Raw genomic sequence first — 11,831 nt, forward strand, 5'->3', positions numbered from 1 at the left:
TCCCCGCAACGGCCCAGGCTTGGCCAAAACCGAAGGGTACGCGGCGTTTTGATACGGATAGATGCAGTCACCAAGCGGTACCCGGACGGCACGGTGGCCGTCGACGGGCTGTCGTTGGAGATACCCGACCGCGCGATCACCGTCCTGGTCGGCCCCTCGGGCTGCGGCAAGACGACGACCCTGCGGATGATCAACCGGATGGTGGAGCCCAGCGAGGGCAGCATCCTCCTCGACGGCCAGGACATCCGGCAGCAGCCGGTCAACACCCTGCGCCGGTCGATGGGTTACGTCATCCAGAACGCCGGTCTCTTCCAGCACCGCACCATCCTCGACAACATCGCCACCGTGCCCCGGCTGCTCGGCTGGAGCAAGCAGAAGGCACGGGCGCGGGCGGCGGAGCTGATGGAGCGGGTCGGGCTCGACACCGCGCTCGCCAAGCGGTACCCGTACCAGCTCTCCGGCGGCCAGCAGCAGCGCGTCGGCGTGGCCCGGGCGCTCGCCGCCGACCCGCCGGTGCTGCTGATGGACGAGCCCTTCTCCGCCGTCGACCCGATCGTGCGCAAGGGCCTCCAGGACGAACTCCTCCGTATTCAGGACGAGTTGGGCAAGACCATCGTCTTCGTCACGCACGACATCGACGAGGCCATCAAGCTGGGCACGATGGTCGCCGTGCTGCGCACCGGCGGCAGGCTCGCCCAGTTCGCCCCGCCGGCCGAGCTGCTGAGTGCGCCCGCCGACCCCTTCGTGGAGGACTTCCTCGGCGCCGACCGGGGCATCCGGCGGCTCTCCTTCTTCCCGTCCGCCGAACTGGAGTTGCAGACCGCCCCCGTCGTCGCGATCGACGCGGACGCGGAGAAGCTCGCCTCCCGAGGCGCGGCTCCCTGTCTCCTGGTGACGGACGTCGACGGCAGGCCGCTCGGCTGGGGCGCGCCGGACGACCTCACCGCCGGGGAGATCGACCGGGAGCGACTGCTGCCGTACGGACGGCCGTTCGTGCCCGGCACGGACTCGCTGCGCACCGCGCTCGACGGGGCCGTGCTCTCGCCGACCGGCTGGGCCGTCGCCGTGGACGCCGAGGGGCGCGCCGTCGGCGTCGTCTCGCAGCAGGTGATCGGCGAGGCGATCCGCGCCGCCCACACCGCGGGCCGGCAGGACGCGAAGGCCGCGCGATGAGCGGCTTCTTCGACATCCCGAGCGACCTCCAGAACAGCTACTTCGGCCTGATCGGCCTGCACCTGCGGGAGGCCCTGCTGCCGGTGCTGGCCGGGCTGCTCGTCTCGCTGCCCCTGGCCCAGCTGTGCGTACGGTTCCGCTGGCTCTACCCGCCCGTGTTCGGTGTGACCACCGTGCTGTACGCCATCCCGTCCCTGGCCTTCTTCGTCGTCCTCATCGACTACACCGGCCAGACCGAGACCACGGTGATGATCCCGCTCGCCGTCTACAGCCTGGTGGTGCTGGTCCCCGCGATCGTGGACGGCGTCCGCTCGGTGCCCCCGGAGACCCTCGCCGCGGCCACGGCCATGGGCCTCGGACCCGTACGGCGTTATCTCCAGGTCCAGTTGCCCATCGCCGTACCGGCGATCATCGCGGGCCTGCGGGTGGCGACCGTGTCGAGCATCTCCCTGGTCAGCGTCGGCATGCTGATCGGCAACCAGGGCGCCCTCGGCAATCTGCTGCACGACGCCCAGATCTACAACCGGCCCCTGCTCGCCGTGAACTCCGTGGTGACCACGGCCGTACTGGCCGTCCTGGTCGACGCGGTGCTGGTCGCCGTGCGTGTCCTGCTGACCCCCTGGATGCCGAAGGAGCGCGCGGCCCGGTGAACGTCCTGCACTTCGTCAACGCCTTCTTCAGCGACAGCGACCACTGGCACGGCTACGACGGCATCCCTACCCGCGTCGTCGAGCACCTGTGGTTCTCCCTGGAGGCGCTCGTCCTCGCCACCGTGATCGGGCTGCCGGTCGGCCTGGTCACCGGGCACTACGGGCGCGGCGGCAACGTGCTCGCGCTGATCGCCACCGCGGCCCGGGCGCTGCCCACCTTCGGCCTGCTGGTGCTGCTGGTCACCTGGCTGAGCTTCAGCACGGGGCTCGTGATGATCCCGCTGGTCGTGCTCGCCGTCCCGCCGATCCTGGTCACGACCTACGAGGCGGTCCGGTCCGTCGATCCCTCCCCGGTGGACGCCGCGCGGGGCATGGGCATGCCGGAGTCACGGGTCCTCTTCCAGGTGGAACTCCCGGTCGCGCTCCCGCTGATCCTCAGCGGAGTGCGGTCGGCCGCCGTCCAGATCGTCTCGACGGCCACCATCGCCGCGTACATCGGCCTCGGCGGCCTCGGCCGCTACATCATCGGCGGCCTCTACCAGAAGGACTACGCGAAGGTCGTCGGCGGCGCCACCCTGGTCGCCGGGATGGCGCTCGCGACCCTCGTGGTGTTCTGGGCGGTGTCCAGGATCGTGGTCTCGCCCGGGGTGCGCCGGAGCAACTGAGGCGTCACTGCTCGGTGCGGGCCAGCGCCAGTTCGAGTACGACGAGCAGCGCGTCCCGCACCGAGCCGCGCTCCCGGGCGTCGAACACCAGGACCGGGACGCCCTCGGAGACGTCGAGGGCCCAGCGGACCTCGTCCAGGGAGTGCTCCACCTTCCCGTCGAAGGCGTTGACCGCCACCGCGAACGGGATGTCCTTGTGCTCGAAGTAGTCGACGGCCGCGTAGCAGTCGTCCAGGCGGCGGGTGTCGACGATGACGAGACCGCCGACCGCGCCCTCCACGATGTCGTCCCACATGAACCCGAACCGCTCCTGCCCGGGCGTGCCGAACAGGTACAGCTTCAGCGTCGGGTCGATGGTGATGCAGCCGAAGTCCAGCGCCACCGTGGTCGTCGTCTTGCGCGGGGTGTGCGTGAGGTCGTCCACGCCCGCCGCGACCTCGGTGATCGAGGCCTCGGTGGTCAGCGGCTCGATCTCCGAGATCGAGCCGACGGTGGTGGTCTTGCCCACGCCGAAGCCGCCCGCGATCACCATCTTCACCGGCAGCGGCGGCCGCACGGTGGCGGGCGCGGCCGTACCCCGGGTGAGCGGTTCAGTCGGTGTCACTCGGTACCCCTCGGGAGTCGGAGACGGCCCGGAGGCCATCGATAACCCTGCGCAGGACGGAGGCGTCGTGGGTGGCCTCGACGTCGGGCACGTGGACCGTCAGCTGTCCCGCCTCGCGCAGGTCTTCGGCCAGGACACGGACCACGTTGAGGTGCAGCCGCAGCCGGGCCGCGAGTTCCGCGATCGACTGCGGCAACCGGCAGGCGGCGACGATGTCGTACCGCTCGAAGGAGAGCCGGCCGAGCGCGTCGAGACCCGCAGCGGTGGCCACCACCTGGGTCTCCACGGGCATCGACCGGCCGGGAGCGGCATCCGCCACCCGGCCGGCGGTGACCAGGAACGGCCGTACGGCGGGGGCGGGGCCGACCGGGTCCGGGCCCGGGGGCTGGGTGCCGTCCGCCATGGCTGTCCACTCCTCCTGTCCGGGCGCGCGCCTCAGCGCGTGGCGCCGACGCTGTTCTTCAGCTCCAGCACCAGCTGCGGGCTGAGCGCCGCACCGGCGCGGTTGGCGAACACCGTCATCTCGTAGGCGATGTTGCCGAGCTTGGCGTCCTTGTCGGTGACCACGCCCAGGACGGCGCCGCTGCCGATCGCGGAGACGATGACATGGCCGCCCTCCAGGTCGATGATGACCTTGTTCAGGCCGCCCAGGCCGTAGTTGCCCGAGGCGCCGGCGGCGAGGCTGGTGATGCCCGAGACGATCGCGGCGAGCCGCTCGGAGTGGGCGCGCTCGCGCAGCTCCGACACGGCGATCAGCAGGCCGTCGGAGGAGACCGCGATCGCGTCGACGACGCCCGCGGTCTCGGTCGCGAAACGGTTCAGCAGCCAGGTGAAGTCGGCTGCGGCTGCCTGCAGGTCGGTCGGCGTGGTGCCGCCCGTCGGGGTGTCACCTGTCGACGTGCTCACTGCTCGGCTCCTTCCGGAAGGTGGTTCGGGTCGTGCGGCGGGGTCGGCGTGGGGGGAGCGGAGGAGGTCTCCTCCTCGGGGTGCGGTCGCGCATGGCTTCCGGTGTCGCTGTCCCGATGGGCGCGTTCCACCGCCGCCTCGAACTCCTCCAGCGCGCTGCGCTCCGCCTCGGCGTCGCGGGTGCGCGCCGGCTGCGGTGCGACCTGGGAGGCGCCGGCGGTGGTCCGGAGCGTGGCCCCGCGCACCCGGCGGCGCAGGGGGCGGCCGGTGCCCGAGGAGACGAGCTGCGGCTGCTCCGTGGTGGTGGCGGTCTCGCGGCTCGGGACACGGCGGGGCAGGGGGACCGCGGGTTCGGTGTTCTGCCCGGCGGGGTCGCTCTGCTCCCCGGCGGCATCGGTCTTCTGCCCGGCGGGTTCGGTCTGCTCCCCGGCGGAGCTGGACGGCACCGGTCCGGACGGGACGTCCGCTGCGGTCGGCGCCACGGCGACCGGCTCCGCCACCGGGCTCATCGTCAGCAGCAGCGAGGACGGGAGCGTGACCTCCGCCGTCACACCGCCGCCGGGCGTACGGGTCAGCTCCACCCCGATCTCCCAGCGGCGGGCCAGCGCGCCCACCACGAACAGGCCGAGCACCTTCGTCGGCACCAGGTCGAGGCGTTCGCGGCGGATCAGGCGGGCGTTCTCCTCGGTGAGCCGTTCGGCGCTCATGCCGAGGCCATGGTCGGTGACGACGATGTGGGCGCCCTCGGCACCGGACCGGACGGTCACCTCCACCGGGCTGCCCTCGGGGGAGAACGACACCGCGTTCTCCACGAGTTCGGCCATCATCAGGGTCAGGTCGCCGATGATGTCGGGTTCGACCATGGTGTCCGAGGCGGCGTACAGCCGGACCCGCTGATAGCCCTCGATCTGTCCCAGCGCGGCCCGCAGCACGTTGGAGAGCGCCAGGGGCCCGCCGTCCAGCGCCGTCTCGCGGATGCCCGCCAGCAGCATGAGGCTGTCGGCGTTGCGGCGCAGGCGTACGGCGATGTGGTCGATGGAGTAGAGGCGCTCCAGCAGCGCGGGGTCGGTCTCACCGCGCTCCACGGCGTCGATCAGCGCGAGTTGGCGGGTGGTCAGGTTGCTGACCCGGCGGCCGACGTTGCCGAACATCTCGGCGGTGTTGCGGCGGCTGAGCACCTGGCGTTCCAGCAGGGCCGCGGCGGTGGTCTGCACCCGGTTGAAGGCCTCGGCCAGATCGCCGATCTCGTCGCGCGCGGTGACCGGCATGTCCCGCAGCCGGGGCGGACCGTCGTCCTCGGCGTCGTCGTCGGCCACCCGGTCCAGCTCGCGCCTGGCCACCTCGGCGACCTCCTGCGCGGCCCCGGTGAGCGCCTGCACGGGCCGCACCACCGAGCGGCGCACCAGCACCGCGAAGGCGATCCACAGCGCGAACGCCACCAGCGCGCCGTACAGCAGCAGCCCCGCGCGCCACTTGGCCGAGGAGGCCTCACGGTCGGCGCGGTCGGCGATCTGGCCGATCAGCGAGGTGGTGATCTTCAGCCGGGCGGCAGCCTGGTCGGGGTAGTAGGGGTAGTCGGTCAGCGCGTCCTGGACCGCCTTGCGGATCTCGGCCCGCGACCCGGCCTCCAGCTGCGTGGGATCGATCTGCAGATCGGCGTACGCCTGCGCGATGTTCTGCTGCGCGGAGGTGTGGTCGATGCCGGCCAGCTGCCGCGCCTGGCGCTCGGTGGCGAACCGGCCGAAGCGGTCGGCCTGGTGGGTGTAGAGGTCGTACGAGCCGACCGCGTTGGTGAACTCGATCAGCGCGTTGGGGTCCCCGGTCGTCGCGGAGAACACGCTCGTCTCGAAGGCGCCGTGGGCCGCGTCCGCCCGCACCAGGGAGTCCAGCAGGCTGCCGGTGAAGGTCGACGCGAGAGTGGTGTCGTGGTCGAGTCCGAGGCCGTCGATCAGCCGGCCGGTCACGTCGATGTAGGCGGGGTCGATGTTGTCGGCCGGCAGATAGCCCCGCTCGACGCTCTGGCGCAGGCTGGAGAGGCTGTCGACGTCCCTGAGGGCCCGTTCCTCGGCGCCCGGCAGCCGGTCGCCGTAGGTGGCGCGCACCTTCTCGGTCTGGGCCTGCACCCCTTCCTGCGCCGCGCGGTAGGCCGCGAGCGAGGGCTTGGACCAGCCGGTCTCGTAGCGCGCGGACAGCAGGATCGCCTGCTGATGCTCGGCCTCGACGCGGTCCACGAGCCGGGCCACCTGCGCACTGTCCCGCACCGTCCGGGCCGCCGACTCGGCGTTGTCCGACTGCTCGACCAGGTCGTTGACGAGGTACGACAGCAGGGCGGCGACCACCGCGAGGGGGATGGCGACGAGCAGGTTGAGCTTGCGTCGGAAGGGCCAGCGGTCGGCGAAGCCTCGGACACCGCTGTGTACCGGGGCATGCCGGGCGGGCGCGTCCACCTGGTTCGTGGACACCGGGCCTCCTTCATGAGGGTGCCTTACGGCGGAAGCGGGCCCCGTGCACCGCAGTGACCGATTTCGACTCCCGTGAGACTACAGGCCCCTTGAAGGATCAATCACCTCGCCTTTTATCAAGAATGAGTTACAAGGTGAGCGCTCTCCGCACACAACTGACCGCGCATCGAAGCCAATCGGTGACCCAGAGACACTTGACTGACCGAGAACTGGCTGGATTGGATCAGTGGTGTGACTTCCACCAAGCGCATCAGCAGGCCCATCCGGAGGAACCGAGGCGCGGCGGCGGTCGCCCTCGCGGCGGCGACGGCCCTGCTGGCGGGCTGTAACTCCTCCGACGGCAAGGGCGACAACCCCCTTTCGGACAGCAAGGCGAGCGGCGACAGCGTGGTCGTCGGCTCCAACAACTTCGCCGAGAGCATCCTGCTCGCGGACATCTACGGCGAGGCCCTCAAGGCCAAGGGAATCAAGGTCTCTTACAAGCCGAACATCGGCAGCCGCGAGACCACCTACGGTCTGCTCAAGAACGGGTCCGTGTCGGTTCTGCCCGAGTACAACGGCGCGCTGCTGGCCTACCTCGACCCGAAGGCCACACCCAAGACCGTCGAGGCGACCACGTCGGCCATCGAGGCCAAGCTGGACTCCAAGCTGACCCTGCTGGAGCCCTCGCCCGCGCAGGACAAGGACTCGGTCACGCTCAACGCGGCCACCGCGAAGAAGTACAGCCTGACCGGGAAGTCGTCCATCGCCGATCTCAAGGGCATCGCGAAGGACCTGGTCATCGGCGCCTCGCCGGAGTTCCAGACCCGGCAGCAGGGCCTGGTCGGCCTGAAGGACGCCTACGGCCTGGAGTTCAAGTCCTTCAAGGCGCTGGACGCGGGTGGCCCGCTCACCAAGGCGGCGCTGAAGAAGGACGTCGTGCAGGCGGCTGACGTCTTCACCACGGACGCGGACATCTCCAAGCAGAAGTTCGTCGTCCTGCAGGACCCGAAGAACCTCTTCGGCTTCGAGAACGTCCAGCCGCTCGTCTACAAGAGCGCCCTGCCCCAGAAGGGCGTCGACGCGCTCAACGCCGTCTCCGCCAAGCTGGACACGGCGACCCTGCTGGACCTGGACACCCAGGTGCAGTCGCAGAACAAGGACCCGCTGGACGTCGCCAAGGCCTGGCTGAAGTCCGCCGGTCTCGGCTGACGCACCGCGGCGCGGTCGCGACCGTGGACCCGACGACGCGGGTGCCCCCGGAGGCCGGGGACACCCGCGTCGTGCTGGACGGAACGGCCCTGTCCCTGCCGGACCTGATCCGTTTCGCCGACGCCACGGCCGAACCCGCCCTGGATTCAACGGCCCTGGACCGGCTCCACCGCGCCCGCGAGCAGGCCGACCGCCTCGCCGCGGGCGGCCGTTGGTACGGCCGCGGCACCGGCGTCGGCGCCCACCGCTCGGTTCCCGTCGACCCCGCCGACGAGACCGCCCACGGCCTACGGATCCTGCGCAGCCACGCAGGCGGCGCGGGCCCCCTCCTGCCGCCCCGCCAGATCCGCGCGATGCTCGCCGTCCGCGCCAACCAGCTCCTGTCCGGCGGCTCCGGCATCCACCCCTCCTTCGTCGCAGCCCTCACCGAGGCCCTCCGCCTACGTGTCCACCCGGCCGTCAACGAGTACGGCGGCATCGGCACGGGCGACTTGACTGCCCTGGCGCAGACGGGGCTGACGTTGCTGGCGGAGCGGCCTTGGGTGCTTCCCGCCGGCCCCGGTTCCGCCGTGGCCCGGTCCGGTGAGCCCAGCCCTGTGGAGTTCCGCCCCGCCGAGTCCCCGCCCGGGCTCCCCGCCCCCGTCACGCTTCGGGCGGGTGACGCGCTGGCCTTGTTGAGCAGTAACGCGCTTGCCCTGGGGCAGGCCGGGCTTGCCTGGCATGAGGTGGACGTGTTGTCGCGGGCCACGCATGCGGTCGCCGCGCTCTCGCTCGCGGCCGTCTCCGGGTCGCCGGAGGCGTACGCCGCTCCGGTGCACGCCCTGCGGCCCTACCCCGGTCCGGCGCAGGCGGCCGCCGAGGTGCGGCGCCTGCTCGGGATGCCCGATCGGCCGGTCGCCACGGGGCGGCGGATCCAGGATCCCTTCGGCTTCCGGGCCTTCCCGCAGGTGCACGGCGCCGCTCTGGAGGCCTGCGCGGCGCTGCGCCGGATCGTCGAGGTCGAGATCAACTGCCGCACGGAGAACCCGGTCCTGGCCCCCGACGGTCAGCTCTACCATCACGGCGGCTTCTTCGCGGCCCCGCTGGGCCTGGCCCTCGACGGCCTGAACCTCGCCCTGCTGCAGACCGCCCAGTTCTCCGTGGCCCGGCTGACCGCGTTGGGCCGCCCCGATCTGACCGGCCTGCCCGCCTTTCTCGCCTCCGGCCCCACTGGGAGTTCCGGCACGATGGTCCTGGAGTACACCGCCAACTCGGCGCTGGCAGAGATGCGTTCCTGTGCCGCACCTGCCTCGGCCGGCCATGCCGTCCTCTCCCACGGCCTGGAGGAGACCGCCGGCTTCGCCGGCCAGGCCGCCCGCCAGACGAGCCGTGCCGCCGGCGCATACGCCACCGTGCTCGCCTGTGAACTGGTTGCCGCAGTACGGGCGTTGCGGCTGCATTCGGTGACGCCGACGGTCCCCGCCTTCACCGTCGCGGCCGCCGCGCTCCCGCCCGGCACCGAGGATCGCCCGCTGACCGGAGACATCATGACGGCGACCGAACTCCTGCCAAGGCTGGTGGAGTTGTGAACCCAGGGCTCGTCCCGTCCGTCAGCGTGGGTTTTCCGCACAGCCGACGGGTGTGACGGAAGAAATCCGCACCTCTCCCCTCCTGATGGGAGCCCATCTCCCTCGCGCTCACACGCTGACCCGTGACAACTACGTGTCGAGCGTGAGAGGACCCCATGACCACGGAACGCGTGCTGCCCGCCGAGGCCTACCGCCGGCGCTGGCCGGCCCTGTTCGCCCTTCTCCTGGGCGAGGCGATGAACCTGCTGGACGCGACCGTCGTCCAGGTCGCCGCGCCCGCCGTCCACGCCGACCTGGGCGGCTCGGTCTCCGACGTCCAGTGGTTCGGCACCGCCTACACCCTGCCGTTCGCGGTGCTGCTGATCACCGGCGGACGGCTCGGCGACCTCGCGGGCCGGCGCCGGCTGTTCGTCCTCGGCGTCGTGGTCTTCACCGTGGCCTCGACGGCCTGCGCCCTGGCGCCCACGGCGGGTCTGCTGATCTGCTTCCGCATGGTGCAGGGCGCGGCGGCGGCCCTGGTCGTCCCGCAGACCATCGGGCTGATCAAGGCGATGTTCTCGGGGGAGGAGACGACCCGCGCGCTGGGCAGCATCGGTCCCGTCATGGGCCTCGCCGCCGTCTGCGGACCCGTCCTCGGCGGTGTGCTGACCCATGCCGACCTGTTCGGCTCCTCCTGGCGGGCCGCGTTCCTGGTGAACGTGCCCGTCTCCGCAGTCGTCCTGGCCCTCGCCCCGCTGCTCCCGGAGGACCGAGCGCCCAGCCGGCCCGCCCTCGACTGGCCGGGTACGACACTGGCGGCGCTCGGCACCGGACTCCTCGTGTATCCCGTCATCGGCGCCGACGTCACCCGACTGCCCGCACACCGCTGGGCGTTGCTGCTCGCCGGGCTGCTCGTCCTCGCCCTGTTCGCACGGCACCAGCGTCGCTCGGCCCGGCCACTGCTGGAGCCGAGCCTGTTCACCCACCGCGGCTTCCCCGCCGCCCTGGTCACCTCGACCGCCTTTTTCGCGGTGACCACCGGAATGACGACGGTGGTCGTCCTGCAGCTCCAACTCGGTGCGCACACCGGCGTACTGAGGGCGGGCCTGAGCCTGATCCCGTGGTCGGCCGGCCTCGCGGTCGCGTCCTGGCTGGCGGGTGCCCGTCCGGTACGGCGGTACGGGCGCCGCGTGCTGCTGTACGGGCTCGGCGTGCTCCTGGCCGGTCTGCTCGCCGCCGTCGCCGCCTACCGTACGGCCACCCCCGGCCACTACCCCGGAGCGCTGCTGCTCGCTCTCGCCCTCATCGGCCTCGGCGCCGGCCTGTTCACCCCGGCCTTCTTCACCCTGGCCCTGCACCCACTGCGCCCCCAGGAGATCGGCTCGGCGGCCGGGCTCCTCAACGCCGTCCAGCAGCTGGGTGCCACCTTGGGCGTGGCGGTCCTCGGCAGTGTGTACCTGGCAGGCGCGGGGTCCGGGAATCCGGCCGCGGCTCTGCGGGCTGCCCAGGCCGCGTGCTGGGTGGCGGTGGGGCTGGTGGGGGTGTGCGCGGCGGCGAGCAGGCCGCGCTCCGCCCCCGGCTCATGATGCCGCGCAGGGATCCGCCGGACAGAACCTGGTCCTCGCGGGGGACCTCGGCCGACGTCACCTCGATGCGCGCCGCACCCGTGCCAGGTCCGTCAATGACGGGCTCGCCGCCTTCAGTGTGCGCAGAACGGGGCTTGTCTCCAGGGTGTGGATCGCCGGGAGTGCGCCAAGTCGACGGGTGAGGTAGTGGTGCAGGTCGGCCGGGTCACGGCACAGTGCCTGGGCGACCAGGTTCGTGGGGCCGGTGGTCGCCGCCACGAAGGCCAGCTCGTCGTGGCCGGCCAGGGCGAGCGCGACCTCCTCCAGGTCCGCCGGACGCACCGACAGCCACAGCAGCGCCCGGGCGTGTGCCCCGAACACCCCGGCGTCGACCTCCACGTCGAAGAACAGCGCGCCGGCCGCCCGCAGTTCGGCCAGCCGCCGGGCCGCGGTGTCGGGGGACCAGCCGGTGGCCCGGGCCAGCTCGCCCTGACCGAGCCGCCCGTCCTTCTCCAGCGCGGCCAGCAACTCGGCGTCCCCCGGGCCGGGTCGGCGGATCGCCTCGCTGCCGCCCCGGTACGTCAGTGCAGCCCGCTGCTCCTCGTCGAGGGCCTGGGCGCTGCGCCGCCAGTTCGCGGGCCCGCCCAGATAGGTGTGCAGCAGGAGGTGCGCGGACACGGCGGTGATGCCGCCGGTGCGGGGAATGTCCCGCAGCAGCAGGGAGTCGGGGGAGGCCTCCTCGGGCGCGTGGATCACCGTGGTGATCTCCGTTCCGCCCGAGGTCAGCTTCACCCAGGACGTGTCGGGCCGCCGTACCAGCGCCGCGGCGATGTCCTGTGCGGACCGCGCCGCCGCCGTGAGCCGCACCAGCCACTGGGTACGGCCCGCCCGGTGCGGGTCGGGCAGGCCGACCACCCGCAGTCCGGCCTCGGTGCGCAGCCGGCGGTAGCGGCGGGCGACCGTCTGCGCCGAGACGCCGAGCACCCCGGCGATCCTGCTGAACGGCGCCCGGCCGTCCAGGTGCAGGGCGTGGACGAGGGCACGGTCGAGGTCGTCGAGCATGCCCTC

General features: G+C 72.1%; 11 protein-coding genes. 6 read left to right on the forward strand and 5 right to left on the reverse strand.

Annotated elements, in window-relative coordinates; translation table 11 throughout:
* Positions 1-48 precede the first annotated feature (48 nt).
* The 3 genes from ACIRVH_RS00815 to ACIRVH_RS00825 are packed head-to-tail and all read left to right on the forward strand — an operon-like array spanning position 49 to position 2,488.
* On the forward strand, positions 49-1,173 hold the full coding sequence (locus ACIRVH_RS00815; RefSeq protein WP_403947114.1) for an ABC transporter ATP-binding protein: 1,125 nt from the start codon (positions 49-51) through the stop codon (positions 1,171-1,173).
* Positions 1,170-1,823 carry an ABC transporter permease gene (locus ACIRVH_RS00820; RefSeq protein ID WP_403947116.1) on the forward strand — a complete coding sequence of 218 codons (654 nt, stop codon included), beginning with the start codon at positions 1,170-1,172 and terminating at the stop codon, positions 1,821-1,823. The genes ACIRVH_RS00815 and ACIRVH_RS00820 overlap by 4 nt, the downstream gene beginning before the upstream one ends.
* A complete protein-coding gene (locus tag ACIRVH_RS00825; RefSeq protein WP_403947118.1) occupies positions 1,820-2,488 on the forward strand; it encodes an ABC transporter permease in 669 nt (222 codons plus the stop codon). The genes ACIRVH_RS00820 and ACIRVH_RS00825 overlap by 4 nt, the downstream gene beginning before the upstream one ends.
* A gap of 4 nt (positions 2,489-2,492) precedes the next feature.
* Here the strand turns inward: ACIRVH_RS00825 and ACIRVH_RS00830 are convergent, their stop codons facing one another.
* The 4 genes from ACIRVH_RS00830 to ACIRVH_RS00845 are packed head-to-tail and all read right to left on the reverse strand — an operon-like array spanning position 2,493 to position 6,460.
* Positions 2,493-3,092, reverse strand: a complete 600-nt coding sequence (locus ACIRVH_RS00830; RefSeq protein ID WP_403947120.1) for a GTP-binding protein — start codon at positions 3,090-3,092, stop codon at positions 2,493-2,495.
* A complete protein-coding gene (locus tag ACIRVH_RS00835) occupies positions 3,079-3,495 on the reverse strand; it encodes a DUF742 domain-containing protein (RefSeq protein ID WP_403947122.1) in 417 nt (138 codons plus the stop codon). Before ACIRVH_RS00835 ends, ACIRVH_RS00830 begins: the two co-directional genes overlap by 14 nt.
* Positions 3,496-3,527: 32 nt before the next feature.
* Positions 3,528-3,998 carry a roadblock/LC7 domain-containing protein gene (locus ACIRVH_RS00840; RefSeq protein ID WP_403947124.1) on the reverse strand — a complete coding sequence of 157 codons (471 nt, stop codon included), beginning with the start codon at positions 3,996-3,998 and terminating at the stop codon, positions 3,528-3,530.
* Positions 3,995-6,460 (reverse strand): ATP-binding protein, encoded by a 2,466-nt coding sequence (locus tag ACIRVH_RS00845; protein WP_403947126.1) that lies wholly within the window; start codon positions 6,458-6,460, stop codon positions 3,995-3,997. Before ACIRVH_RS00845 ends, ACIRVH_RS00840 begins: the two co-directional genes overlap by 4 nt.
* A 231-nt stretch (positions 6,461-6,691) precedes the next feature.
* Between ACIRVH_RS00845 and ACIRVH_RS00850 the strand changes: the two genes are divergently transcribed.
* The 3 genes from ACIRVH_RS00850 (at position 6,692) to ACIRVH_RS00860 (ending at position 10,784) form a co-directional block, all read left to right on the forward strand.
* On the forward strand, positions 6,692-7,651 hold the full coding sequence (locus ACIRVH_RS00850; RefSeq protein ID WP_403947128.1) for an ABC transporter substrate-binding protein: 960 nt from the start codon (positions 6,692-6,694) through the stop codon (positions 7,649-7,651).
* Between the two features lie 23 nt (positions 7,652-7,674).
* On the forward strand, positions 7,675-9,219 hold the full coding sequence (locus ACIRVH_RS00855; protein ID WP_403947129.1) for an aromatic amino acid ammonia-lyase: 1,545 nt from the start codon (positions 7,675-7,677) through the stop codon (positions 9,217-9,219).
* 155 nt (positions 9,220-9,374) lie between these two features.
* Positions 9,375-10,784 carry an MFS transporter gene (locus ACIRVH_RS00860; RefSeq protein ID WP_403947131.1) on the forward strand — a complete coding sequence of 470 codons (1,410 nt, stop codon included), beginning with the start codon at positions 9,375-9,377 and terminating at the stop codon, positions 10,782-10,784.
* A gap of 57 nt (positions 10,785-10,841) precedes the next feature.
* On the opposite strand, the gene ACIRVH_RS00865 is transcribed toward ACIRVH_RS00860, so the two are convergent.
* Complete coding sequence (locus ACIRVH_RS00865) at positions 10,842-11,825, reverse strand: Lrp/AsnC family transcriptional regulator (protein ID WP_403947133.1); 984 nt, start codon at positions 11,823-11,825, stop codon at positions 10,842-10,844.
* Between the last annotated feature and the right edge of the window lie 6 nt (positions 11,826-11,831).

Source organism: Streptomyces sp. NPDC101165, from assembly GCF_044768135.1.
Lineage (GTDB): Bacteria > Actinomycetota > Actinomycetes > Streptomycetales > Streptomycetaceae > Streptomyces.